The organism is Micromonospora vulcania, assembly GCF_042658605.1.
In the GTDB taxonomy this organism is placed as follows: domain Bacteria; phylum Actinomycetota; class Actinomycetes; order Mycobacteriales; family Micromonosporaceae; genus Micromonospora; species Micromonospora vulcania.
Genome location: NZ_JBHSQS010000010.1, coordinates 42,068 through 67,300 on the forward strand (window position 1 = coordinate 42,068; position 25,233 = coordinate 67,300).

21 protein-coding genes and 1 pseudogene are annotated in these 25,233 nt (G+C 72.2%); 11 read left to right on the plus strand and 11 right to left on the minus strand.

Annotation, left to right across the window (positions count from 1 at the left end):
* Positions 1 to 116: 116 nt before the first annotated feature.
* A complete protein-coding gene (locus ACFQGL_RS18090; protein ID WP_377513247.1) occupies positions 117 to 1,010 on the minus strand; it encodes a metallophosphoesterase in 894 nt (297 codons plus the stop codon).
* Positions 1,011 to 1,035: 25 nt separating this feature from the next.
* Between ACFQGL_RS18090 and ACFQGL_RS18095 the strand changes: the two genes are divergently transcribed.
* A complete protein-coding gene (locus ACFQGL_RS18095; protein WP_377513249.1) occupies positions 1,036 to 1,491 on the plus strand; it encodes a GatB/YqeY domain-containing protein in 456 nt (151 codons plus the stop codon).
* 177 nt (positions 1,492 to 1,668) lie between these two features.
* Here the strand turns inward: ACFQGL_RS18095 and ACFQGL_RS18100 are convergent, their stop codons facing one another.
* Positions 1,669 to 4,107, minus strand: coding sequence for a penicillin-binding protein (locus ACFQGL_RS18100; RefSeq protein ID WP_377513251.1), 2,439 nt, complete (start codon positions 4,105 to 4,107; stop codon positions 1,669 to 1,671).
* 408 nt (positions 4,108 to 4,515) lie between these two features.
* On the opposite strand from ACFQGL_RS18100, the gene ACFQGL_RS18105 reads away from it, so the two are divergent.
* Positions 4,516 to 4,836 carry a WhiB family transcriptional regulator gene (locus ACFQGL_RS18105; protein WP_130405437.1) on the plus strand — a complete coding sequence of 107 codons (321 nt, stop codon included), beginning with the start codon at positions 4,516 to 4,518 and terminating at the stop codon, positions 4,834 to 4,836.
* A gap of 6 nt (positions 4,837 to 4,842) precedes the next feature.
* On the opposite strand, the gene bagB is transcribed toward ACFQGL_RS18105, so the two are convergent.
* From bagB to ACFQGL_RS18120, 3 genes and pseudogenes are all read right to left on the minus strand, one after another.
* The gene (gene bagB / locus ACFQGL_RS18110) at positions 4,843 to 5,988 is read right to left on the minus strand and encodes an ArsA family ATPase (protein WP_377513253.1); all 1,146 of its coding nucleotides are present in this window, start codon (positions 5,986 to 5,988) and stop codon (positions 4,843 to 4,845) included.
* A 57-nt stretch (positions 5,989 to 6,045) separates the two neighbouring features.
* Complete coding sequence (bagA, locus tag ACFQGL_RS18115; protein ID WP_377513255.1) at positions 6,046 to 7,023, minus strand: ATPase BagA; 978 nt, start codon at positions 7,021 to 7,023, stop codon at positions 6,046 to 6,048.
* A 26-nt stretch (positions 7,024 to 7,049) separates the two neighbouring features.
* Positions 7,050 to 7,649: pseudogene (locus ACFQGL_RS18120) on the minus strand (Rv0361 family membrane protein); the annotation flags it as partial.
* Between the two features lie 580 nt (positions 7,650 to 8,229).
* Here ACFQGL_RS18120 and ACFQGL_RS18125 point away from each other — a divergent pair.
* The 7 genes from ACFQGL_RS18125 to ACFQGL_RS18155 all read left to right on the plus strand — a co-directional run bounded on the left by ACFQGL_RS18125 (position 8,230) and on the right by ACFQGL_RS18155 (position 16,150).
* Positions 8,230 to 8,712: a hypothetical protein gene (locus ACFQGL_RS18125; protein WP_377513257.1), complete on the plus strand. Its 483-nt coding sequence runs from the start codon at positions 8,230 to 8,232 to the stop codon at positions 8,710 to 8,712.
* A gap of 44 nt (positions 8,713 to 8,756) precedes the next feature.
* A complete protein-coding gene (locus ACFQGL_RS18130; RefSeq protein WP_007466198.1) occupies positions 8,757 to 8,912 on the plus strand; it encodes a DUF4177 domain-containing protein in 156 nt (51 codons plus the stop codon).
* A complete protein-coding gene (locus ACFQGL_RS18135) occupies positions 8,909 to 9,370 on the plus strand; it encodes a RidA family protein (RefSeq protein WP_377513259.1) in 462 nt (153 codons plus the stop codon). Before ACFQGL_RS18130 ends, ACFQGL_RS18135 begins: the two co-directional genes overlap by 4 nt.
* A gap of 123 nt (positions 9,371 to 9,493) precedes the next feature.
* Positions 9,494 to 10,330 carry an MBL fold metallo-hydrolase gene (locus ACFQGL_RS18140; RefSeq protein WP_377513261.1) on the plus strand — a complete coding sequence of 279 codons (837 nt, stop codon included), beginning with the start codon at positions 9,494 to 9,496 and terminating at the stop codon, positions 10,328 to 10,330.
* Positions 10,327 to 13,986, plus strand: coding sequence for an adenylate/guanylate cyclase domain-containing protein (locus tag ACFQGL_RS18145; protein ID WP_377513263.1), 3,660 nt, complete (start codon positions 10,327 to 10,329; stop codon positions 13,984 to 13,986). Before ACFQGL_RS18140 ends, ACFQGL_RS18145 begins: the two co-directional genes overlap by 4 nt.
* A 136-nt stretch (positions 13,987 to 14,122) precedes the next feature.
* Complete coding sequence (locus tag ACFQGL_RS18150; protein ID WP_377513265.1) at positions 14,123 to 14,623, plus strand: hypothetical protein; 501 nt, start codon at positions 14,123 to 14,125, stop codon at positions 14,621 to 14,623.
* Between the two features lie 30 nt (positions 14,624 to 14,653).
* Entirely contained in the window at positions 14,654 to 16,150 is a 1,497-nt protein-coding gene (locus ACFQGL_RS18155; RefSeq protein ID WP_377513267.1) for a serine/threonine-protein kinase, read from the plus strand.
* Here the strand turns inward: ACFQGL_RS18155 and ACFQGL_RS18160 are convergent.
* On the minus strand, positions 16,137 to 16,469 hold the full coding sequence (locus ACFQGL_RS18160; protein ID WP_377513269.1) for a hypothetical protein: 333 nt from the start codon (positions 16,467 to 16,469) through the stop codon (positions 16,137 to 16,139). The two genes, ACFQGL_RS18155 and ACFQGL_RS18160, sit on opposite strands and share 14 nt — an antisense overlap.
* Positions 16,470 to 16,635: 166 nt before the next feature.
* Between ACFQGL_RS18160 and ACFQGL_RS18165 the strand changes: the two genes are divergently transcribed.
* Positions 16,636 to 17,577 (plus strand): transporter substrate-binding domain-containing protein, encoded by a 942-nt coding sequence (locus tag ACFQGL_RS18165; protein ID WP_377513271.1) that lies wholly within the window; start codon positions 16,636 to 16,638, stop codon positions 17,575 to 17,577.
* On the plus strand, positions 17,574 to 18,848 hold the full coding sequence (locus tag ACFQGL_RS18170) for a hypothetical protein (protein WP_377513273.1): 1,275 nt from the start codon (positions 17,574 to 17,576) through the stop codon (positions 18,846 to 18,848). Before ACFQGL_RS18165 ends, ACFQGL_RS18170 begins: the two co-directional genes overlap by 4 nt.
* A gap of 81 nt (positions 18,849 to 18,929) precedes the next feature.
* Here ACFQGL_RS18170 and ACFQGL_RS18175 read toward each other — a convergent pair whose 3' ends face one another.
* The 5 genes from ACFQGL_RS18175 to ACFQGL_RS18195 form a co-directional block, all read right to left on the minus strand.
* Positions 18,930 to 19,235 (minus strand): hypothetical protein, encoded by a 306-nt coding sequence (locus tag ACFQGL_RS18175; RefSeq protein ID WP_377513275.1) that lies wholly within the window; start codon positions 19,233 to 19,235, stop codon positions 18,930 to 18,932.
* 62 nt (positions 19,236 to 19,297) lie between these two features.
* On the minus strand, positions 19,298 to 20,299 hold the full coding sequence (locus ACFQGL_RS18180; RefSeq protein ID WP_377513277.1) for an AraC-like ligand-binding domain-containing protein: 1,002 nt from the start codon (positions 20,297 to 20,299) through the stop codon (positions 19,298 to 19,300).
* Positions 20,300 to 20,425: 126 nt separating this feature from the next.
* On the minus strand, positions 20,426 to 21,589 hold the full coding sequence (locus tag ACFQGL_RS18185; RefSeq protein ID WP_377513278.1) for an acyl-CoA dehydrogenase family protein: 1,164 nt from the start codon (positions 21,587 to 21,589) through the stop codon (positions 20,426 to 20,428).
* Complete coding sequence (locus ACFQGL_RS18190; RefSeq protein ID WP_377513279.1) at positions 21,586 to 23,556, minus strand: ATP-binding protein; 1,971 nt, start codon at positions 23,554 to 23,556, stop codon at positions 21,586 to 21,588. Before ACFQGL_RS18190 ends, ACFQGL_RS18185 begins: the two co-directional genes overlap by 4 nt.
* 14 nt (positions 23,557 to 23,570) lie before the next feature.
* Positions 23,571 to 25,172 carry an acyl-CoA carboxylase subunit beta gene (locus ACFQGL_RS18195; protein WP_377513280.1) on the minus strand — a complete coding sequence of 534 codons (1,602 nt, stop codon included), beginning with the start codon at positions 25,170 to 25,172 and terminating at the stop codon, positions 23,571 to 23,573.
* Positions 25,173 to 25,233: the final 61 nt, after the last annotated feature.

Consider the following 25,233-nt stretch of genomic DNA (forward strand, 5'->3'; position numbering starts at 1 on the left):
GTAGTGGCCTCGTAACGCTGCGAGGCCACTAAATCCCGGATGTAGTGCGGATCTTGCGGCCGCAGCGCCGCGGGCCGCGCGGCGCCGCAGGCCGCGCCCCGCGCCGGGGGACGCTGTCAGCGGGGGATAAGGGTGAGGATGGTGGCTTCCGGGGGGCAGGCGAAGCGGACCGGTGCGGTCGGGTGGGTGCCCAGGCCGGCGGAGACGTGCAGCCAGGAGTCCGAGCCCGGCCAACGGTGCAGTCCGCGCGCCATCGAGCGGGGCAGCCCGCAGTTGGTCACCAGCGCCCCGACACCCGGTACGCAGACCTGCCCGCCGTGGGTGTGCCCGGCCAGCAGCAGCCCGAAGCCGTCCGCGGCCATCTGGTCGAGCAGCCGCGGCTCGGGGGAGTGCGTCAGCGCGATGGACAGGTCGGCCGAGGACGACACGGCACCGGACACCGCGGCGTAGTCGTCCCTCTCGATGTGTGGGTCGTCGACGCCGACCAGGTCGAGCTGCCGGCCACCGGCCTTCAGCGTGGTCCGGGCGTTGTTGAGGTCCACCCAGCCCGCGCCGGTGAACACCTGGCGCAGCTCCTCGTAGGGCAGTTCGGTGCCCTCGGTGTACTCCCGGTCGGGCAGGAAGTAGGTGAACGGGTTCTTCCACACCGGCCCGGTGTAGTCGTTGGACCCGAACACGAACGCGCCCGGGTAGTCCAGCAACGGTTGCAGCGCTCGTAGCACGCCCGGCACCGCGCCGGGGTGGGCCATGTTGTCGCCGGTGACCACGACCAGGTCCGGGTCGAGGGCCGCCAGCGACGCCACCCAGCGCTGCTTGCGCGCCTGGTCGGGCATCATGTGCAGGTCCGACAGGTGCAGCACGCGCAGCGGCTCCGCGTCGGCCGGCAGCATCGGCACGTCGTACCGCCGCAGGGTGAACATGTTGCGCTCGACGAGTGACGCGTACGCCAGGGTGGCCGCGCCGACTGCGGCGGTTCCGGCGGCGAGTCGGAATACTGTGCGCTTTCGCATGGCGTTCAGGGTAGTTTGACCGTCCATGAGCACGCTGAAGGACCGCCTCACTGCCGACATGCGTACCGCGCTCAAGGCGCGGGACGAGCTGACCACCTCCACGCTGCGGATGGCCCTGGCCGCCGTCGGCACCGCCGAGGTCGCCGGCAAGGCCAAGCGCGAGCTCACCGACGACGAGGTGCTCGCGGTGCTGACCAAGCAGGCCAAGAAGCGCCGGGAGGCGGCCACCGCGTTCGCCGACGCCGGCCGGACCGAGCAGGCCGCGAAGGAGACCGCCGAGGGTGAGGTCCTGGACCGTTACCTGCCCAAGCAGCTCTCCGATGCCGAGGTGACCGAGCTGGTCGCGGGGGCGCTCGCCGCGGGCGGCTTCACCGGCAAGGCCCAGATGGGCCCGGCGATGAAGGCGGCCCAGGCCGCGGTGGCCGGCCAGGCCGAGGGTGGTCGGGTGGCCGCCGAGGTACGCCGCCAGCTCGGCCTCTGACCCGTCGGCAATACGGGCCGACACAGCCGACGGCCGGCTCGCCGGGTTCAGCAGCGCTGGCTGCGACGGCCCGGGCGGCCGCGGATCCGACTGCCCGCAGCGGCAGTCCTGACATGACGAACGGGCGGGCACCCACAGTGGGTGCCCGCCCGTTCGGGCGTCCTGGTGCTTGTCGGCTCAGCCGCCCGGTCGACCGGTGCCGGGGCGACCGGGGTTGTTGCCGGGCGGGGTGGTGCCGCCGCTCGGCGGGGTGGCCCCGCCGCCGCTGCTGACCTCGATGGTGACCACACCGCCCTTGATCGTGCGATTGCCCGGGCTGGTGCCGGCCGCGGTGCCGGCCGGGCAGGACGAGGCCACCTTGGTGTCGGAGACGACCACCTCGAAGCCGGCACCCTTGACCCGGGACCTGGCAGTATCCACCGGCTGGCACTTCACGTCGGGAATGCTGCGCTGGTCGCCCTCGGAGATCTTCTGGCCCGGCGACTCGAACGGGATCGGGGGCTTGCCCACCATGGCGTCCCGCAGCGTCTCCCACACCGGCGGGTTGATGCCGTCCTTCTCCTTGTGCTTCATCTTGACGTTGGTCTGCGGCCAGTCCGGGTCGGCCATGATGCCGGCCACCGCGTACTGCTTGGTCATCGCGACCAGAGCGGCGGTCTTCTCCGAGTCGGTGGTGCCGGACTTGCCGGCCACCGGCTTGCCGACGTCGCTCCGCACGTTGCCGGCCGTACGGCTGCTGCCGCACTTGCTGGTCTTGGAGTTGTCGCCGACCGGGCAGCGGGCGGCGTCCACGGCGGCCCGGGCCACCTCGGTGCTGAACCGCTTCTCACAGCGCGGGTTGGCAAGGTCCAGCTTCTTGCCCTCCGGGTCCCGGATCTCCTGCACCGGGATGGGCTCGCAGTACTTGCCGTCCGCGGCGAGGGTGGCGTACGCGTTGGCCAGGTCCAGCGGCGTGGTCGCCGAGACGCCCAGGGTGAACGCGCCCCACTGGTGCGCCGACTCCTTGGTGGCCGCGAACTTGGCGTCGTTGCTGGAGCGGAACTGGATGCCGAGCCGCCTGGCGGCGTCGACCACGTTCTCCGCGCCGACCTGCTGCTCCAGTGGCACGAAGTAGGTGTTGACCGACTGGGAGAAGGCGGTCCACATGTTCTGCACGCCGCCGGCCTTCTTGCCGGAGTTGGTCGGGCAGTAGAAGTGCGTGCCGGGGCAGGCCGCGTCGCTGTTGCTGTCGATGATGTATTCCGACTTGAACGTCTGCGGCGCGTTGATCGAGTAGCTGAGCGGGATGCCCTTCTCCAGGGCCGCCACGATGGTGAAGATCTTGAAGGTCGAACCGGCCTGGTAGCCGGCGATGCCGTCGCCGCCGGTGAGCAGCGGGTTGACCGTCGCCGGGTAGTTGCCCCGGATGCCCTTCCTGCTCTTCGCCGGATCGCTGGAGATCTTGTTCGTCGGATTCTTGGGGTCGTCGAGCTTGAACTGCCGGTTGACCGCGAGCGCCCGGACCCGGCCGGTGCCGGGTTCGACCACCGCGACCATGGCGGCTTCCTTGCTGTTCACGCTCTTGGCCTTACGGACGGCCTTGTCCGCGGCCCTCTGTGCCTGAACGTCGATCGAGGTCACGACGGTGAAGCCGCCGCTCTTGAGCTGCCGCTCCCGGTCGTACGTCGTCGAGCCGAACGTCTCCTGCTGCATCCACCAGCGGTAGAAGTAGTCGCAGAAGAAGCCCCAGCTGTTGACGTTGGCGGCGATGCAGCCGTTGGGGGTGCGCTTGTCCTTCGGAACCAGCTTGGCCGCCTTGGCGGCCTCGGCCTCCTGCGGGGTGATGGCCTTGATGTCGAGCATGTTCTGGATGACGTAGTTGCGCCGCTCCAACGCGAGCGGGAAGCCGCTCTCGGTGGTCGGGTCGTAGTCGGTGGGCGCCTTCACCAGGCCGGCCAGCAGCGCCGCTTCCTCGATCTTGAGCTTGCTCGGCGGCTTGCCGAAGTAGACCTGGCTGGCGGCGTAGATGCCGTAGGCGCCGTTGCCGAACGCGGCGAGGTTGAGGTAGCGGGTCAGGATCTCGTCCTTGGAGAATTCCTTGTCGACCTGGAGGGCCAGCCGCATCTCACGGAGCTTGCGGGCGCTGGTGTCCTCGGTCGCCGCGACCACGTCGGCCGGGTGACTGGCCGAGTACGCGATGGCCAGCCGGACGTACTGCATCGTCAACGTCGAGGCGCCCTGCCGGCCGGCACCTTCGTTCTGGTTGTTGACGAACGCGCGCGCGACACCGTTGATGTCGACGCCGTTGTGCTTGTAGAAGTCATGGTCCTCGGCCGCGATGATGGCCTTCTGCATGTACGGAGAGATGTCGGCGAGCTTCACGTCGCGACGGTTCTCGTCGTACATGGTCGCGAGCGGTGTCTTGCCGTCCGAGGCCAGCAGGTAACTGATCTGTGGCGCTCTGGCCACGGTCAGTTCGGTGGGCAGTGAGCCGAAGGTCTCGGCGCCGGCTTTCGCAGCCAGGCCGGACATCGCCACCGCGGGGAAGGCCGCCGCAGCGACCACCACGCCAGCCAACAGGCCACATACGAGCAGCGATGCGGCGTTGGTCAGCACATTGTGGTCACGTTTCCGCATCCAGGTCACCTCGACAGGGTACGCGAGTAGGGAACGAGGGGCGCTGGGGCGTTCTTTCCCCATTTCCTGCGCGCGCTGCCCTCGTTGTGCTAAACGCACGACCCCCGGTGCGTGGTTGCGTGTGACCTGTCGCGAGTCTCCTCCGATCGAAGGAGGGGGCGCAGCGTTTTCACGGACCTCGGCGGGGTAACCGGCGGTCGAGCGCCCGGGAAGCCGGGAGTGTCCGGAATGATGGATTTAGCCGACAACGTTGCGTAATCAGTCGACTACAGAGCATGATGGGGGCGGCGAAGTGCCACATGTCGTCTGTGCCGCCTTGGGGAAGGCGAGCTGGGCGATCGGGGGGAAATTGCCGGCTGACGTGCAACGAGCGAGGTCGGTAGGTACTGCAAGGGGGGACGTGTACACATGGGCATGATCACTGACTGGCCGTCGCTGGCGGCGTGTCAGAACGGGGACCCGGACGCGTTGTTCGTACAGGGCGCCGAACAGAACGTGGCGAAGCGGATCTGCCGGAGCTGCCCAGTTCGGTACGAGTGCCTGGCCGACGCGCTGGACAACCGGATCGAGTTCGGTGTGTGGGGTGGCATGACCGAACGCGAACGGCGGGCCCTGTTGCGTCGTCACCCCCAGGTGACGAGCTGGCGCAAGATGTTCGAGGCCGCGATGAAGAAGAACAGCAAGGACAAGGCCGGCAAGGACAAGATCCTGGTCACCGCGGCCAATTGACGCTGGTCACGGTTGGCTGATCGCCAAGCCGATCGTCCGCAGCCCGTCGACGTCGTGTACGTCGGCGGGCTGCGCCGTCACCGAGACGGCGGGCACCGCCGGGAACGCCTCGGTGAACCGCGCGGCGACCTGCTGCTCGCGTACCGCCTGGCGGGCCAGCGCGGCGTGCGCCCGCAGCACGTCGGCGGTGGCCTCGTGCCCACCCAGCTCGGCCAGCCGCTCCGCGGCGACCCGGCTCTGCTCGGCGTCCAGCTCCGGCACCGCCGGCCGATGCACCCGGTTGAGCACCAGGCCGGCCAGCGGCATCTTCTCGTCGCGCAGCCGGCCCGCGAAGTAGGCGGCCTCCCGGACCGCGTCCGGCTCCGGCGCCGCGACCAGCAGGAAGGCCGTCTCCCCTGCCTGCAGGATGCGGTACGTCTGCTCGGCCCGCTGCCGAAAGCCACCGAACATCGAATCCAGCGCGGCCACGAAGCCGGACAGGTCGGTGAGCAGCTGCGCGCCGAGCACCTTCTGCACCACCTTCGAGAACATCCCGAACGACGCCGTGACCAGGCTGAACATGCTCCGTCCGCCACTGCGGGCCGGTGCCAGCAGCAGGCGCAGCATCCGGCCGTCGAGGAAACGGGAGAGCCGGGCCGGTGCGTCCAGGAAGTCCAGCGCCGAGCGGGACGGCGGGGTGTCCACCACGATCAGGTCCCACTCGCCCCGGGCGTGCAACTGGCCCAGCTTCTCCATCGCCATGTATTCCTGCGTGCCGGCGAAGGTTGAACTCATTGCCTGGTAGAAGGGGTTGGCGAAGATTTCCGCCGCCTTCGCCGGGTCGGTGTGCGCAAGCACCACGTCGTCGAAGGTGCGCTTCATGTCCAGCATCATGGCGTGCAGCTCGCCGCCGCTGGCCTCGACGTCGATCCCCTTGACCTGGCGGGGGGTGTTGTCCAGCTCGGTCAGGCCCAGCGACTGGGCCAGCCGGCGGGCCGGGTCGATGGTGAGCACCACCGTGCGCCGGCCGTGCTGCTCGGCGGCCCGCAGCGCCAGCGCCGCAGCCGTGGTCGTCTTGCCCACTCCACCGGCACCGCAGCACACGACGATCCGTACGCCCGGATCGGCGAGGATCTGGTCGACGTCCAGCTGCGGCGCGTCTTGGGAAGGCACCAATCGAGCGTATCGGGCCGGGTGGGTCCGCGCGCCCGTGCCGAGGTCAGGTGTGAGTCAATCCGCCCGGACGAGGGCCTGGGCCAGCGTCGCGAGCCCCGCCCGGTCCACCCCGTCGGGCAGTAACGGGAGCTCGACCATCGGCCGGTCCAGCTCCACCAGGTCGGCCCGGAGCGAATCCTCCAGCTCGCGCCGGATGAACTGGTCCCGTGCCTCGTCGTGCAGGCCGGCGATGATCTCCCGGTCGGCCGGCAGCCCGGCGGCCACCAGGCCACGCTTCAGCTCGGCGGCGGTGACCGCCCGGCCGGCGGGCAGCGGTGGCCGGGTGCCGTTGACGATCACCCGCCCGACTCCGAAGCCGAGCGCGGTCAGGTCGGCGATCGCGTCCACCGTCTCCTGCACCGGCATCTCCTCCAGGAGCGTGACCACGTGCACCGCTGTCATCGGGGAGCGCAACAGCGCCGAGACCCCCTCGCTCTGGGTCTTGATCGGGCCGACCTTGGCCAGCCGGGCGGTCTCGGCCGTGACGTTGAGGAACCGACCGATCCGTCCGGTCGGCGGGGCGTCCAGCACCACGGCGTCGTACACCCGACGCTGCCCCGACGTGCGGGTGGTGGCCTCCTTCACCTTTCCGGTGAGCAGCACGTCGCGCAGGCCGGGGGCGATGGTGGTGGCGAAGTCGATGGCGCCGAGCTTGCGCAGCGCCCGGCCCGCCGCACCCAGCTTGTAGAACATGTCGAGGTATTCGAGCAACGCCTCCTCGGCGTCCACCGCGAGCGCGCGCACCTCACCGCCGCCTGGCGCGTCGGCGAGGTGTCGCTCCTCGTACGGCAGGGGGTCGAGCCCGAAGAGTTGGGCGATGCCCTGCCGACCCTCGACCTCGACCAGCAGGGTGCGCCGACCGCCGGCGGCCAGCGCCAGGGCCAGCGCCGCCGCCACGCTGGTCTTGCCGGTGCCGCCCTTGCCGGTCACCACGTGGAGGCGGGCCGACCATCCGGTACCGGCCGGGTCGGTCGGCCGCTCAGCTGCACGCACCCGTCGAGCCTATCCAGGGTTGCCGGTCATGCGACCTCGCAGACCCACCAACCCGTCTTCTGCACCACAGTGAAGCGCAGGTCCTGGTCGGCGACCTTCTCGTCGGCGGTGGTCATGGTGATCCGGGTGGAGACGGTGGCGCGGTCCCCGGTCTGGTTGTCCACCTTCGGGCTGGTCCACTTGAAGCGCGGGTTCTGGTAGGCGCCGGCGTACTTGACCACCTCGGCGACCTTCGCGGCGATCTTCTTGTCGTCGCGGGAGGCGGCGCACACGTGGCTGGCGGCCTTGTCCGCGTCGCGGTCCTTGTAGACCGCGGTGAGGAACTCGTCGACGGCGACCTCCGGCTCCTTGGCGCCCTGGCCGCTCTCGGCGTCGCGCAGGGTCAGGAACGCCACCACGCCGCCGCCCACGCAGAGCACCATGATCACGATCAGCGCGATCGCCGCGATGAGCAGGCCACGCTTCTTCTTCGGCTCGGGGGCGCCCCCCTGGTACGGCGGGTAGCCGGGCGGAGGCGGCGGGATCGCCGAGGGGTCCTGGACGCCCGGCTCCGCCGAGGCCGTCGCCGGCGATCCGGCGGGAACTCCGGGTTGGCCGGGAAGGGCCGTTCCTTCGGGGAGCGTCGCACCGCCGGGGAGGGTCGTTCCGCCGGGCTGGGGCGTTCCGTCGGGCTGGGCGGAGAGGGCCGGTCGTGCGGGGGGCGCCGGCTGCGCGGGGAGGGCGAGCGGGCCGGGCGGCGCGGTGGGAGCCGGCTGGCCGGGGACGGTCGGAGCGCCGGGCGGGCCGACGGGATTCGGGTCGGCGGACGGGAGCGCGGCCGGGCCGGCCTGGTCGCCGCTGGGCGGTTGGGTCATCTCGTTCCCCCGGGGGTGCGGCGCCCGCCGCCACCCCTGGCAACGAGCGTGATCGAGCGGGTGGCCGGCACTGCGTGACCGTCCGACCGGAAGGGTAGCGGTCGATCACCGGATCGGTATTGCCCGTAGGGTCCCGCGCCGGATCCGAGTCCCGTCGACGGGACTCTCGCGTGAAGCGCCGTCAGGTTTCCTACGTACGATGTGTCGCATATGTGACTGTCGGTGACCAGACGTGCGCGTCCTGCTGGCGGGACCGTGACCATCGACCTACCTTCGTCCCGGTGCGGGGGCCGGAACGGACGAATGGCCCGGACCGGAAGCATGATCCGAGAGGTACGACCGGAGGCAGTGCATGCGCGACGCGGACAACATCCCTCGCACCCAGTTCCCGACCAGCGACCGGCCGGGCCGGGCCGGATCCGTCAGTGAGGCCGACGGGCCGATCGGCCGACTGCCGATCAACGAGCGGTCGTACCGCCGCGTACCGGAGCCGACCGAGGTCATCCGGGTGCCGAGCCGCCCCGCCGAGCGGGTCCGGGAGGATGACGAGCCCGGCTTCGTCGTCCACCTCCCGATCCGGGTCTCCGACCTGGCGGCGGCGACCGCGCTGGCCGGCCGGGTCGCGGTCTCCCTGGGCTTTCTGCCGGAACTGGACGCCGGCGAGACCACGGTGTCCAACGCGGACGACCAGAACAACCGGCACCGGGTCTTCTGCGACCTGCTGCTGCCGGACAAGTCCCGTTGCCCCCAGCAGTACGAGCACGAGGGGCCCTGCGGGGAGCTGCCGGCCACGCCGGAGCAGCGTCCCGCGCCTCGCCCGGCCAGCGGACCGTAGGCTGTGCCTCGAAGAAGTCCGTACCGAGAGGGAGCCCTCCAGCGATGCAGAAGTGGGAATACTCCACGGTCCCGCTGCTGGTCCACGCGACCAAGCAGATCCTCGACAACTGGGGCGAGGACGGGTGGGAACTCGTCGCCGTGGTCCCCGGGCCGAACCCGGACCAGCTGGTCGCCTACCTGAAGCGGCCCAAGGCATGAGCAACGGCCCACACGCGAAGCTCGCCGAGCTGGGCCTCGAGCTGCCCGAGGTGGTGCCGCCGGTGGCCAGCTACGTGCCGGCCGTGCAGTCCGGGCAACACGTGTACGTCTCCGGCCAACTGCCGATCGCCGAGGGCAAGCTGCTGGCCACCGGCAAGGTCGGTGCCGGGATCTCCGCCGAGCAGGCGAAGGACCTGGCCCAGCGGTGCGGCCTCAACGCGCTGGCCGCGGTCGACTCGTTGGTCGGCCTGGAGAACGTCGTCAAGGTGGTCAAGCTGACCGGTTTCGTGGCGTCCGCGCCCGGCTTCACCGGCCAGCCCGCCGTGATCAACGGCGCCTCCGACCTCTTCGGCACCGTCTTCGGTGAGGCCGGCCGTCACGCCCGCAGCGCCGTAGGCGTGGCCGAACTCCCCCTGGACGCCCCGGTAGAGATCGAACTAATCGTCGAGGTGGCCTGACCGTCCCGCCCACCCCCGCGATCATGCACTTTCCGCCCGGACGAAAGCCCTGGACAGGGACGAATCAGCGGCAGTAAGAGCAAGATCGCGGGGTGCGGCGGCGGGGGTCGTACGATCGCAGCCATGAGCGGGCACGTGACGGGGGCGGTGGCGGCGCTCGCCGAGGAGCTGCCTGACTGGGTTTCGCTGCTGCGCGCGCCGAACCCGGGCCCGATGACACTCGACGGCACCAACACCTGGTTACTGCGCGCCCCGGCGGCGGAGTACGGCATCGTGGTCGACCCGGGGCCGGCGGACGAGGGGCACCTCGCCCGGATCGCCGCCCACGGCCCGGTCGGGCTGATTTTGATCACTCACGGCCACCACGACCACACCGAGGGCTCGGCCCGGCTCAGCGAACTGCTCGGCGGGGTGCCGGTACGCGCCGTCGACCCGGCGCACAGCATCGGCGCCGAACCACTCACCGCCGGCTCGGAGCCACTGGACCTGCCCGGCCTGGCGGTACGGCCGGTGCCCACCCCCGGGCACACCGCCGACTCGGTCTGCCTGCACGTCAGCTACGGCGACGAGCAGGTGGTGCTCACCGGTGACACCATCCTCGGCCGGGGCACCACCGTCGTGGCCCACCCGGACGGGCACCTCGGCGACTACCTGACCAGCCTGGAGGTGCTCTCCGCGTACCGGGGGATCGCGGCGCTGCCCGGGCACGGCCCGGCGCTGGCCGACTGCGCCGCCGCCGCCGAGTTCTACCTGGCCCACCGACGGGCCCGGCTCGACCAGGTCCGGGCGGCGGTCAGCGCCGGTGCGCGCACCCCGGCGGAGGTGGTCGCGGTGGTCTACGCCGACGTCGACCGATCGCTCTGGTGGGCCGCCGAATGGTCGGTCCGTGCCCAATTGGAATACCTGGGGGTCGGCGCCGGGGAATCTGAGCCCGGGGTCAGCGGGTTGGAGCAGACGTGACCTGCCCGGTGTGCGGAACCGTCGCCGTTCCCGGTGCCCGGTTCTGCCACAACTGTGGTGCCGCGCTGCCGGCCGCCGCTTCGCTGCCGGCAGCCGAGCGCCGGGTCGTCACCGTGCTCTTCGGGGACCTCTCCGACTTCACGTCGTGGTCCGAGGACCTGGACCCGGAACGGGTCGGCGCGGTCACCGACCGGGTGCTCGCCGCCCTCGCCGGCGCGGTGAAGACCTTCGGCGGGCACGTCGACAAGCTGACCGGCGACGGGATCATGGCCGTCTTCGGCGCACCGGTGGCGCACGAGGACGACGCCGAGCGGGCGGTCCGCGCCGCCCTGTCCATGCAGCGGGCGGTCCGGCGGGTGCTCGACGACGAGCGGGGCGGTGGCGCGCCGCTCGGGCTGCGCGTCGGCCTGAACACCGGTGACGTCATCGCGGGCATCCAGGCAGCCATCGAATACACGGTCATCGGGGACACGGTGAACACCGCCGCCCGGCTCGCCGACGCCGCCGCGGTCGGCGCGGTGTACGCCGGAGCGCGGACCTCGGCCGCCACCCGGCACGTGGCCTCCTGGCGGACACTGCGCCCGCTGCGGCTCAAGGGCAAGCGCGAACCGGTCGAGGCGTACGAGCTGCTGGGTCTGCTGGACGCGCCGGGCACCCGCTCGGGGCTCGGCGACGAGGCGCCGTACGTGGGCCGGGAGACCGAGATCGGGCGGGTCGCCGGTCGGCTCGCCGAGGTGATCGACCAGGGTGACCCGCGGGTGCTGCTGATGACCGCCGAGGCGGGCATCGGCAAGTCCCGGTTCGCCGCCGAAGTGGAACGTCTCGCCGCCGGGTACGACGTGGGCGCCGGCCGGTACGCCGCGCACACCGGCGCCCGGGTGCTGTCCGTGCGCTGCGCCGCCTTCGGTGAACGGCGTCGGCTCGCGCCGCTGGCCGACCTGGTCCGCGCCGCGGTCGGTCTGCCCAATGACGCGTCCACCGCACTGACCCGGCCGGCGGTGGAGGAGCGGTTCCGCCGGCTCGGCCAGCGGCTCGCCCGCGCCGGCGGTGCGGCGGCACCGATCGCCATCGAGCAGCTGCTCGCCCTGCTCGGCTACGCCGAGTTGCCCGCGCACGGGGTCACCGACACCGGCGAATGGGGCAGCGCGGGCGTGCCGGCCGACGCCGAGGCGGTGCCGAACGCGGTCGCCGACCTGCTCAGCGGGCTCGCCGTCGAGGCGCCGCTGGTGATCGTGGTGGACGACCTGCACGACGCCACGGCCGAGACGATCCGCGCCCTCGGCCTGACGCTGTCCCGGCTCACCGGCCCGGTGCTGGTGCTGCTGCTCGGGCGACCCGAGTTGGTGCGTACCGCCGGAGCGTTGACCCGGGTCGCGGACGCCGAGGTGCACTCGCTGCCGCCGCTGCGCGGTGCCGACGCGGCCCGGCTGCTCACCAGCTACCTCGGCGGCGGCAAACTGCCACCGGCCGACGCGGACCGGCTGCTCGCCACCGCCCAGGGCAACCCGTTCTACCTGGCCGAGCTGGTCACCCTGCTGATCGAACGCGGCGCACTCACCACCGTGGAGTCCGGGCGCGGCGTCCGCGACGTGGTGGAACCGGGGCGCGGCGTCCGTGACACGGCCGAAGCAGTGCTCGCGGAGCGGGAACAGAGCCCGGCCCCGGGCTGGCGGCTGGTGCCCGGCTCGCTGGGCAGTCGACTGCTCTCCCGGGACCTCGCGGCCGTGCTCGCCGCCCGGATCGACGCGTTGCCGCCGGACGCCCGCTCGGTACTGCGCGACGCCGCGGTGGTCGGCGACACGGTGCCGACCGGTGCGCTGGAGGCGCTGCGGGAGCAACGCGCCGGCCGCGACGGCCGGCCCTCGGCGGTGGTCGCCGTGGAGCTCGACCGGGCCGTTGAGGAGCTGCTGCAACGCCGCATGCTGCACCGCACGCGCACCGGCTACGCGTTCGCCACCCCGTTGATGCGCGAGGCCGCGTACGCCGGGGTGAGCAAGGCGGAGCTGGCCGAGCGGCACGCCGCGCTGGCTGGCTGGGCGATGCCCGGGGGCGAGTCGGCGCCCGGCGCTCCGGGCGGGTTCACCGACGAGGCCCGGGACGACTTCGTGGCGACGCACGTCGAGCGGGCCGCCCGGCTCGCCGACGCGGTGAAGCTTCGTCCGGACGCGACGGCGCGGGCGGTGGCCCCGCTCGGGGTCGCCGCGCTGGGCCGGGCCGCCCGCCGGTCGCTGTCGGCCGGTGAGCCGGCGTTGGCCGTGGAGTACGCCGACCGCGCCACCGAGCTGGCCCGCGACGGGGTCCCGGCGGGCGACCGGGTGGTGCACGCTCGGGCGCTGCTCCAGATCGGGCGGGTCGCCGACGCGCTCGCCTCGGCCGAGAAGATCGCCGCGAACGCGGGCGACGACACCGTCCGGGTCAGCGCCCTGCTGCTCGCCGGCCAGGCCCAGCAGACCCTCGGCGACCAGGGGCGGGCGGTCACCGCCTGGCAGGAGGCGTTGCAGGTGGCCACGGCCGCCGGGCTGCCCACGCAGCGCGCCTCCGCGATGCGCCGGCTCGGCATGGCCGACTTCGTGGCCGGTCGGTTGAGCCAGGCGAGTAGCCGGCTGGCCGCCGCGTACCAGGTCAGCCTCGGCGCGAAGGACCGACACGGGCAGGCCTGGTCGTTGCAGAACCTGGCCTGGGTGACCACCACCCGGGGCGACTTCGCCGGCACCGACGCGGTGCTCGGGCGGGCCGCCCGACTCTTCGCCGAGCTGAGGGACCCGTACGGGCGGGCCTGGCTGCGGGGCACCACGGCCTTCGCCCGGCTGCTGGCCGGCCGGCTGCGCGAGGCGTCCCGGTTGGCGCGGGTCTTCCTGCCGTTCGGCGAGCGGGTCGGCGAGGCCTGGGCGGTGGGCACGCTGCGCGCGGTGGCGGCGTTCGCCACCGCCGAGCTCGGTGAGCTGGCCGAGGCGGACCGGGAGGCACGGCGCGCGTACCGCGAGTTCGCCGCCGTCGCGGACGACTGGGGGCGCGGGTTCGCGCTGGTCGTACGGGCCGTGGTGGCACGCGGGCTCGGCGAGCCGGAGCACGCGGCCGACCTGCTCACCGATGCCCTGGCGTACGCCGAGCAGACCTCGCATCCGCTGCTCACCGGGATGGCCGGCACGCTGCGTGGCTTCGTGGCGCTGGACATGGGCGACTGGGAGACCGCCGAGCAGGTCGCCCGTGCGGTGCTGACCGCCGTCGAGCCGCACAACCCGCAGGCCCCGGCGCAGGTCGCGCCCCGGGTGCTGCTGGCCACCGCCCGACTGGCCGCCGGCGACCCGGCGACTGCGGTCGGGCTGCTCGCCCCGGTGGCCACCGCTGCCGCGAACGCGCCCTCGCTGCTCTTCTCGCGCCGCCAGACGATGGCCCGGTACGCGTCGGCCCTGCTCGCTCATGGTCAGCGGGACCAGGCGTTGGACTGGGCCCAGCGGGCGGTCACCGCGCCGGCCGAGGACGTGCGCAGTCAGGTGATCGCCGCGAGCGTGCTGGCCGAGGCCCTCGCCGCCTGCGGTCGCACGGCGGAGGCGCTGGACCGCGCGGACGAGGCGGTCCGCCTGGCGTACGCCACCGAGCAGCGCAGCGAACGCGCCGAGGCCGATGCCCTGCGCGCGCGGCTCGCCGTCGGTTAGGGCCGGCGGCGCGGTCCGCAGACGTCCGGGATGGTGTTTTGGCGGTTCCGGGGATGTGGAGCCCGGAGCGAGCGGCTAGCGTGTCAACACCGTGCGGCGGTGTGCTGACCGTCGCCGTGGCTGGGGAGGCCCGTTCATGAAGTTGCCGCGTTCCGTCGCGGGCTGGACCATCGCGGTCTTCGGCGTGCTGGCGCTGGTGATGGGCGGGCTCGGGATCCTCTGGCCGGAGGCGCTGCTGCGGATGCTCGGTCTGGACGTGCCGGCCACCCGCGCCGCCGGTGACCACACGGGTACGTTCCTGCTGGCCTCCTCGATGGCGTCGTTCAACATGGGGGTCTACTACCTGCTCGCCACGGTCACCGAGTGGCGGGCGTTCTACCGGTTCACGGTGTTCTTCCGGCTGGTCACCTTCACCGTGTTCAGCATCGCGGTGCTGGCCGACATCGCCCCGGACCGGTTCTTCGGGGTGGCGGCGTGGGAAGGGCTGGGCGCGCTCGCCACGGCCGTCGGTCTGCGTCTGGACGCCCGCGCCGGCGCGTCGACCGGCACCGAGGTGACGCCCGACGACACCGAGCCGGCGGACGCCGCGGAGGGTTCCGGCGCGGCCGGTGCCGCTCCGGCGGACGCGGCGCGCTGAGCGACTGGCCGGATTGGGTATTTTCGAGCAGTGACCGACAATCCGTCCGGCGGCCTGCCGGTACCGATCGTGCCCGGTCTGACTGATTTGCGGGTGTTTGCCCGGGGTGGTTACGCGACCGTCTACCAGGCGACCCAGATCTCGGTGGGCCGGGAAGTCGCCGTCAAGGTGGAGAACCGCACGCTGGACAGCGAGCGCGATCAGGCCCGCTTCCTGCGTGAGGCGCGAGCGGCCGGGCGGATGTCGTCGCACCCGCACGTGGTGGACCTCTTCGACGTCGGGGTCACCGTCGACCAGCACCCCTATCTGATCATGGAACTCTGCGACGGGTCGTACGCCGAACGGATGCGCAACTCGCCACTCGACCCGGCGGAGACCCGCGACCTCGGCGTCAAGATCGCCGACGCGCTGGCCCACTCGCACGCGGCCGGGGTGCTGCACCGGGACGTGAAACCGGCGAACATCCTCTACTCGCACTTCAACTCGGCGGTGCTGGCCGACTTCGGGTTGGCCGTGCTGGCCGAGGCCCGGGACGCCTCGGTCACCCTGGAGGTGCTCACCCCGGCGTACGCGCCGCCGGAGATGTTCAGCCACAGCCCGCCCTCGCCGGCCGTCGACGTGTACGCGCTCTGCGCCACCCTCTACGCCGTGATGCACGGCCGGCCGCCGCGCTGGCAGTCCGAACGCAACCCCAGCCTGGTCACCGTGCTGGAGATGTTCAACCAGCCGCTGCCCGGCCTGCCCGGCGTGCCGGACGGGCTGATCGACGTGCTGCGTGCCGGGATGGCCAACGACCCCGCCGAGCGACCCTCCGCGGTCGAGTTGCACGACCTGCTCGCCAGCCTGCCGCTCGGCCCGACGTCGGCCCCGGTGAGCGGTGCCCCGGTCAGCGGCGGCGCGACCCTCCCCGGCCCGTACGTCGCCGGCCAGCCGGTGCCCCGCCCTTCGGTCGAGCAGGCCCACCCGACGGTCCCCAGTGGCCGGCGCTGGAGGCGGCGCTGGTTCTTCGGGGGCGCGGGGGTGCTCGCGCTCGCGGCCTCGGCCACCGCCGGAGCCTGGGTGGCCGATGGTGCGGCGCCCGCGACGTCCCCCTCGGCCAGCCAGGTCGCCGCACCGGCGACCGGGCCGCTGCCCGGCTGTACGACCGGCACCGGCGCCCCGTCCGCCCTGCCCGAGGGTGTCCGGTGCCTGCCCGAGCTGGAGTGCTTCGGTCCGGTGCGGATCCGAGGCACCCGCGCCGAGGCGGCACGGGTGGACTGCGCGGGGCGGCACACCTGGGAGACGTACGCCGAGGGCATCCTGCCGGTGTCGCTGGTCGGCGCCGAGTACGACGAGGTGGTCGCCGCCGAGCCGGTGCGCCAGGTGTGCAACCTGACCACGTTCCGGTTGACCACCGGAATCACCAAGTCGACCGGCTGGCACCTGGAGGTGCTGCCACCGGTGGACGGCAGCGTCGACCGGACCTACCGGTGTCTGGCCGGGCGGGGCGTGGACGCCCTCACCGTCCCCACCCTCACCGGTCGCTGAGGCCGCTCGGCCCGCGCCGCCGGTCACGCACCGCACGCAACGCGTCCCGACTGTCCAGGGCGTCGAGGGTGTCCGCGTCGATCCCGTACGGCATCAGTGCCGGTGGGCCGGTGACGATCGGCCGGTCGGCGGGCTCCGGGGCGTCGCGCTGGCGGGCGGCGGACACGGACACCCCGGCGACCATGGCCAGCAGCACGCAGAGCAGCGCGAGGACCACCCCGAGGAGGTCCTCCCGGCGCCGGACGACCAGCATGACCAGCAGCGACAGGGCGCCCAGCGCCGCGATGACCGCCACCGTCCGCGCATCGGGCCTGGACAATCGAATCACCCGTCCAGCATGTCGCGACCAGGCGCGCTGTCAACCGCAGAGCCGCTCGCCGCGCCGACCGACCAGCCAGTTGATACGACCGGTCGACGTCCACACAGCCTGGACCCAAGCCGCTACTCTCGGTGTTCCGCAGGGAGATTCGTCAGCGAGGTCGCCCATGAACGCACGCAGCTTCCGGTCCCGGCTCCGCTCGATCGCGACGACGTTGGCGGTCGCCCTCACCCTCACTCTGGCCGCGGCCGCCGGCTGCGACAGTCGCAAGGAGCCGGACCTGCCCTCCGTGCAGGAGAAGCTGCAGGAGTCGCACATCTATGGCCAGTCGAAGCTGCGCATCGGCGTCGCCACCAACGAGCCGCTGATGGGCGAGCTGCGTAACGGCCAGCACTTCGGCTTCGACGTGGAGATCGGCCGGTACGTCGCCGCCTCTCTCGGCTACGAGGGCGATCAGCGGTTGGAGTTCGTCTCGGTGGCCACCGAGGACCGCATCCCGGCCCTGCAGGGCGGCACGGTCGACCTGGTGGTGTCCAGCTTCTCCATCACCGAGGAGCGCGAGAAGCTGGTCAGCTTCGCCGGACCGTACTTCGTCACGACACAGGAAGTGATGGTGCCGGTCCGGCTCAAGGACAAGATCCGCACGATCGAGGATCTGCGCGACCCGACCTACAAGGTCTGCACCAGCGGCGGCTCCACGACCGAGGCCGAGCTGGAGAAGCACCAGGTCAGGACGTTCGTGGTGAAGGACGTCGGTGACTGCGTCGAGGGTATCCAGAAGGGCCGGTACGACGCGGTCAGCTCCGACGAGGCGATCCTCGCCGGCTTCCTGGCCAGTTTCCCCAAGGAGTTCGAGATCGTGGACATGCCGTTCGGCACCAGCGAGCTGCTGGGCATCGGCGTGCCGATCGGCGATCCCGCGCTGCGCGACCTGGTCGCCTTCTTCCTTGAGAAGAGCTACCTGCAGGGCCGCAACGGGGAGGCAAGTCCCTGGCAGACGGCGTACAACCGGACGCTGGGCCCGTGGCTGCGCGCCGAAAAGCGCCAGCCGCAGCCGTTGCACGTGCCGAAGCTGGTCGACTTCGACGACAAGGCACCCCGGCGGTGAGCTCGGCGCCGACCGCCACCGGCGGCGTGAGCGCCGACGGCCCGGTCCCGCCACCCCGGCCCGCGGTGCCGACCGACCAGGCCGGGGTGGGGACCGACGACGCCGTGGCGCCGTCAGCGGGCAGCGCCGCAGTGCCGGCGGGCAGCGCCGCGGGCGGTGCCGGCCCGAGCGGAGCCGTCCGGCCCAGCGTCGAGGTGACCCCGGTCGAGACGACCGATGTCGAGTGGCCGGCGGGCGTGCCGATGGCGGAACCCGCCGCCCCGGTCGTCGCCGCCGAGCCCGGACGGGTGCGGTGGGATCCGGCGGAGCGCCGGGCCCGGGCCAGCCAGTCGTTCTGGACGGCGCTGGTGGGCGTACCGGCGATCTTCTCGGTGCTCCGGCTCGGTGTGGAGGCGGGCGGCGAACTTCAGACCACGCTGCTGCTGGTGGCCAACGTCGGGCCGGTCAACCTGCTCGCCGGCTTCCTGACCACCGCGGCTCGGCTGCTCTCCACCGGGCTGGTCGCCGTCTTCGCGTTCGGCGCGGTGCTGGCCGTCAGCGTGGATCGACTGCCACCGGGCACCCGCCGTCCGCTCTTCGCCCGCTGGGCCGACCTGACCCCGGCCTGGCTCGTGCTGGCCAGTTTCCTACTGGCCCTGATCACCTGGCCGCTGCTCTATCTGCCGCTGCTGTTGCCGGCGTTCGCCGCCGCGTTCCAGCTCCGTCCCGAGCGGCTGCACGAGTGGGTGGTGCCACGGGTGCTGCTGATCGTCGCACTGCTCGCCGGGTACGGCTGGCTGCTGTTGCCCACCCTGCGCGACGCCGGGGAGCAGCGCGAGCTGCTGGTGCTGGCACTCCTCGTGGTGCCGCCAATGCTGGCCCTGTTCATCGCGGGGCCGCTGCCCGGCATGGTGATCCGACCGCTGGCTTCGCTGACCGAGGTGGCGGTGCTGGCCACGCTGGTCTGGGCCGCGTTGCCGGTGATCAGCACGCCGGTGCTGCCGCTGACCGTCACCACGGTGGGCGTGCAGAACGGCCCCACCGAGGACGTCCGTGGGCACGTCGTCACCACCGACGACGTCAACATGGTGATCCTTCAGGAGCAGGGCGGGGTGCGGTACGTGCCGGTCGAGCTGGTCCGCGCCCAGGTGCTCTGCCCGAGCGAGGAGGAGTTGCCCCGGCACCGGCTGCGGATCCACGACTTCCACATCGAGGACTCGCTGCTGGAGGGGCTGGGCCGCCGGGTACGACCAGTGCACCGCATCGACGCCGCCTGCCGGGCCCCGGGCTGAGCGGGACGGCGTGGTTCGTGCGAGATCCTGGAAGCCTGGCGAGGGCTGGGCTCTTCCACGATCTCGCACGCCCCCGATCACCTACTGGAATTCGACCTGCCGGTCATACATCGCGAAGCCCGGCCCCGCGCATTCGGCCCAGCTGGTGTGATTGGGCGATTCCCAGGTGCCGACCCGCCAACCGCCGCCGAGCCAGCCACAGTTCCCCTTGATGCGGTACTTGCCGGTGCCGCCCTGGCACTGTGCCCACCCGTCCCAGGGAAGCACCCGTCCGACCGAGCAGCCGGTCGGGGCGGCCTGCGCCGGACTCGCCGCCACCACACCCATGGGCAGCGCCAAGGCGGCCACCACGGCAATCCGTAGCGCCTTGGCCCCAATGTTCGACATCGCCTACTCCGATCGACGAAGTTCTAAGGTCCAGAACAGGATGGATCGCCGTGCCGCCACCTTCATTGGCGCTGGGCGCACGTTCCTTGACCGTCAGCGCACTCCTCGGCCCCGACGTGTTGGCGGCGATAGTCACCGGGTGGAATGCCGAACGCCTGCTTGAACGCCCGGCTGAACGCGGTCGCGTCGGGATATCCCCAGCGTGCGCCGATCGCGTGCACCGAGCGCCCGGCCAGTGTCGGGTCGCGAAGGTCGCGGCGGCAGCGAGCGAGGCGACGCTCGCGGATCCACCCGGCGACCGTCAAACCCTGGTCCTGGAACAGCAGATGCAGGTAGCGCACGGAGATGTTGTGTGCCGCCGCGACCACCGACGGCGACAGGTCCTGGTCCGCGAGCCGTCTCTCGATGAAGTCGATGATTCGCCGTTGCAGCAACCGTTGCCCGGCATCCCGGGCCGCGCCGTCCTCGTCGAGATGGCTGGCCAGCACGGCCGCGACGAGGTCGACAACCAAGCTCGAAAGTCGCCTCTCGTCGGCCGGCTGGTAGACGTTGGTGGAACTCATCAGGTGCTGGGCGACGCTCACCATGAGTGACCCGAGACCCTTGCCGATCGGGAGGGGGCGCCCCACGGCGGCGCTCAGCATCGACGGTTTGATCGGCAGTTCCGCGCGCGGCACCTGGATGATGAGGTGCTTCACCGACTCCCGGTTGACGACCACCCCCGGGCGTGCGGTGTCGATGACGACGAAGTGGTCGACGTCGACGTCGGCGTCCCGCCCGACGTGGTGTGCTTCGAGGCGCCCGTGCAGCGGTAGCGACACGTAGTAGAGGTCCGGGTCGGACCGCCGGATGAGGCGGTCGGTGCGCGCGGCCCGCAACGGTGGGTAGGATACTGTGGACAGTTGTGCCGCGCCGAGGTCGAGCACGCTGACCGTGGCCACGAAGTCGTCCACGCTGTCGGTGGTCACGACGGTGCTGATGAGCGCGCTGGACGTCATCTCGTGCCAGGCGTCGAATCGGTCCCCTGCGGGAAGGTCGGCGGTACGGAATTGAGCCACGGGCACGCCAGTCTCCTCACCACGTTGGTGGGCCCGGCGAATCACGTGAGCCGGGCTGGCCAGAGAGTTGCCGGATGGCCTGACCAAACCCTTACCAAGCTGGTGGGAGCGCGCGGGTGGGGCGGGGACGGGTCAGTAGGACTTGTCCTGCCCGAGGACGTGTTGGGCGACGAAGTTGAGGATCATCTCGCGGCTGACCGGGGCGATCCGGCCGGCCCGGACGGCGCCGAGCAGGGTGGCCACCCCGTACTCGGTGGTCATGCCGGCTCCACCGAGCACCTGCACGGCGGTGTCCACGGCGAGTGCCGCGGCCTCGCCGGCGGCGTACTTGGCCATGTTGCCGGCCACTCCGGCCTCCAGGTCGCGGCCGGCGTCGTAGAGGGTGGCCGCCTTCTGGATCATGAGGCGGGCCAGTTCCACCTGCACCGCCGCGTGTGCCAGCGGGTGGGACACCCCCTGGTGCGAGCCGATGGTCCGGCTACCCCAGACCTTGCGGGTGGCGGTGTACTCGCTGGCCCGCTCGATGGCGTACCGGCCGGTGCCGGCGCCCATCGCGGCGACCGTGATGCGTTCCGGGTTGAGCCCGGCGAAGAGCGCCGGCAGTCCGGCGTCGAGCGACTCACCGACCAACGCGTCGGCGGGCAGCCGTACGTCGTCCAGGTAGAGCAGGAACTGGTTCTCCGGAGAGACGATCTCCATGTCCAGCTTGGACCGGGTCAGGCCGGGCGCGTCGGTCGGCACGAGGAACAGCGCCGGCTTCAGTTTGCCGCTGACCGCATCCTCGGTACGGGCGACCACCAGCACGTGGTCCGCCTCGTCGACTCCGGAGATGTAGCACTTGCGGCCGGAGACCAGCCAGCCGTCGCCGTCGCGGCGGGCCACCGTGCCGAGGCGGTGGAAATTGGAGCCGGCCTCCGGCTCGGTGATCGCAAAGACGATCTTCTGGGACCCGTCGGCGAGGCCGGGCAGGTGCCGTTTGCGCTGTTCTTCGGTGCCGTGCCGGGCCAGCACGGTTGCCGCGATGGCGGGGGAGACCACCAGCAGCAGCAGCGGGCAGCCGGCCGCCGCCAGTTCCTCGCAGACGATGGCCAGGTCGGTGATGCCGCCGCCCCCGCCGCCGTACTCGGTGGGGATGTTGACCCCCAGGTAGCCGAGCCGGCCGGCCTCGGCCCACAGTTCGGTGGTGTGTTCGCCGGCCTTCGCCTTCTCGACGAAGTAGTTGTGGCCGTACCGGCGGCCCAACGCCCGGACGGCGTCGCGCAGTTGGTCCTGCTCGGGGGTGAGGTCGAAGGTCATCGGGGGTCCTCCTGGTCGATAACGGCCAGCACGGCACCGGTGCGCACCTGGCCTCCGGCCGGCACGGGCAGTTCGGCGACGACGCCGTCGGTCGGGGCGAGCACGGGATGTTCCAGCTTCATCGCTTCCAGGGTGAGCAGTGGTTCACCGGCCGCGACCCGCTGGCCGACCTGGACGTGCACCCGGGTCACCGCGCCGGGCAGCGGCGCGAGCAGCGACCCGGCGGCCAGCTCCGCGGTGGGCAGCGGGAAACGCGGCAGCTCCGCCAGGCTCGCCGCCCCGTCCGGGCCGTCCACGAACAGCGCCGACCCCACCTGGTGTACGCGGTACGCGCGCCGCACCCCGTCGACGTCGAGCACCACCCGGTCCGGCGCGGCCTCGACCAGCACCACCGCTCGGTCGGCGGCGGAGTTCACGGACCACTCGGCGAGCCCGCCCGCGCGGTCCAGCCGGTAGCGGACCTCGATCTCGTCGTCCGGCCCGGCGTAGCGGACGACCTGCGGTACGGCCGGCACGTTGCGCCAGCCCGACGGCAGGCCGGCCAGCACACGGGCCTCCACGCGGCGACCGGCGGCCGAGGCGAGTGCCGCCGCGAGCGCGGCCAGCGGCAGCTGGTCGGCGGGTAGCAGCGGGGCGAAGACCTCGTCGTGCCGGTCCAGGAACCCGGTGTCGATCTCCACGGCGCCGTACGCGGGGCTGCGCAACACCCGGACCAGCAGGTCCCGGTTGGTGGTCACGCCGTGCAGCTCGGCCCGGGCCAGAGCGGTGGCCAGCAGTCGGGTCGCCTCGGCGCGGGTCCGACCCCAGGCGACAAGCTTCGCCAGCATCGAGTCGTAGTGCACCCCGACCACCGAGCCGGCCAGCACGCCCGAGTCGAGCCGCAGGCCGGGCCCGGCAAGGGCACCGAACTCGGTGGTCACCCCGGGGACCGTGAACCGGTGCAGGGTGCCGGTGGCCGGCCGCCAGCTCGCCGCGGCATCCTCGGCGCAGAGGCGTACCTCGATCGCGTGCCCGCTGCTGGTCGGCAGCTCCGCCGGCAGCGGCTCGCCCTCGGCGACGCGCAGTTGCAGCCCGACCAGGTCCAGCCCGGTGCACAGCTCGGTCACCGGGTGCTCCACCTGGAGCCGGGTGTTCATCTCGAGGAAGAAGAACTCCCCGCTCGGGGCGAGCAGGAACTCCACCGTGCCGGCACCCAGGTAGTCGACCGCCCGCCCGGCGGCCACTGCCGCCTCGTGCAGCGCCGTACGCACCTGCTCGGGCACGACCGCCGGCGCCTCTTCGATGATCTTTTGATGGCGGCGCTGGATCGAGCACTCCCGGTCGCCGAGCGCGACCACCCGGCCGTGGGTGTCGCCGAAGATCTGCACCTCGACGTGCCGGCCGCGCTCGACGTACCGCTCGATGAAGACCGTGCCGTCGCCGAACGCGGCGGCCGCCTCGCGGCCCGCCGAAGCGACGGCCTCGGCGAGCCCGGCGTCGTCCCGGACGATCCGCATCCCGCGGCCGCCGCCACCGGCGGACGCCTTGACCAGCACGGGAAAGTCGGTGACCTGGTCGGTTGCGGTCCAGCTCGGCAGCATCGGCACACCCGCGTCGGCCAGCAACGCCTTGGCCGCGAGCTTGTCGCCCATCGCGGCGATCACCTTGGCCGGCGGCCCGACCCAGGTCAGCCCCGCGTCGGTCACCGCCGCGGCGAACTCGGCGTTCTCGGCCAGGAACCCGTAGCCCGGGTGGACGGCGTCCGCGCCGCTGCGGCGGGCCGCGTCCAGGATCAGATCGACCCGCAGGTACGTCTCGGCGGGCGTGTCACCCGGCAGCCGGACCGCCTGGTCGGCCTCGGCGACGAACGGCGCGTCGACGTCGGCGTCCGAATGCACGGCGACCGTCTCCACACCGAGTGCGCGGCAGGTCGCGAAGACCCGGCGGGCGATCTCCCCCCGGTTGGCCACCAGAAGTCGGGTGATCATGTTTGCTCAGCCCCCTACATCCGGAAGACGCCGAAGCCGTCGGCGCCCTTCACCGGTCCGTTGTGGATCGCCGACAGGCAGAGCCCGAGGACGGTGCGGGTGTCCCGGGGGTCGATCACCCCGTCGTCGTAGAGCCGGCCGGAAAGGAAGAGCGCGCCGGACTGCGACTCGATCTGCTGCTCGACCATCATGCGCATCGCCGCGTCGGACTCCTCGTCGTAGTCGCGGCCCCGGGCGGCTGCGGCCTGCCGGGCCACGATGGACAGCACCCCGGCGAGCTGCGCCGGGCCCATCACCGCCGACTTGGCGTTCGGCCAGGTGAACAGGAACCTCGGCTCGTACGCCCGGCCGCACATGCCGTAGTTGCCGGCACCGTAGGAGGCGCCCAGGTTCACCGTCAGATGCGGCACCGTCGAGTTGGACACCGCGTTGATCATCAGCGCGCCGTGCTTGATGATGCCGCGCTGCTCGTACTCTGTGCCGACCATGTAGCCGGTGGTGTTCTGGAGGAAGATCAGGGGGACGTCGGCGGCGTTCGCGAGCTGGATGAACTGGGCCGCCTTCTGCGCCTCCTCGCTGAACAGCACCCCTCGGGCGTTGGCCAGCACGCCCACCGGGTAACCGTGCAGCTCGCCCCAGCCGGTCACCAGCGCGGTGCCGTACGCCGGCTTGAACTCGTCGAAGTCGCTGCCGTCGAGGATCCGGGCCAGCACCTCGCGCGGGTCGAACGGCACCTTGAGGTCCGCGCTGGCGATGCCGAGCAGCTCCTCCGGGTCGTACTTGGGTGGCTGCGGTACGGACGTACGCGGAGCCGGGCCCTGCTTGCGCCAGTTCAGCCGACGGACGCACTGCCGGGCCAGCCGGATGCCGTCCCGCTCGTCCTCGGCCAGGTAGTCGGCGAGCCCGGACGTGTTGGCGTGCATCGCCGCGCCACCCAGCGACTCGTCGTCGGTGACCTCGCCGGTGGCCATCTTCACCAGCGGCGGCCCGGCCAGGTAGACCTGCGACCGGTCCCTGATCATGATCACGTGGTCGGACATTCCCGGCACGTACGCGCCACCGGCCGTGGCGTTGCCGAACACCACGCTGACCGTGGGGATGCCGGCCGCGGAGAGCCGGGTCAGGTCGCGGAACACCCGACCGCCCGGGATGAAGATCTCCGCCTGGGTGGGCAGGTCCGCCCCGGCCGACTCGACCAGATTGACCATCGGCAGCCGGTTCGCCAGCGCGATCTCGCCGGCCCGCCGGGTCTTCGCGAGCGACCACGGGTTGACCGCGCCGCCGCGTACCGTCGGGTCGTTGGCGATGATCAGGCACTCCACGCCCTCGACCACCCCGATGCCGGTGACCACGCTGGCACCGACCGGGAAGTCCGTGCCGAACCCTGCCACCGGCGACAACTCCAGGAACGGGCTGTCCGGGTCCAGCAGCAGCTCGATCCGCTCCCGGGGAAGCAGTTTGCCGCGCCCGTGGTGCCGGGCCACGTACTTGTCACCGCCGCCGGCCCGCGCCTGCTCCAGCGCGGTGTCCAACTCGGCGAGCCGGTCCAGCAGCGCCGCCCGGTTCGCCGCGTACCCGGGCGCGGACACCGCGACCGCGCTGTCCAGAGTGCTCACCGTGCCTCCTTCGTTCGCGACTGCGGGGCTCGCAGGCCCGGCGCACTCCTCGCGCTCACCG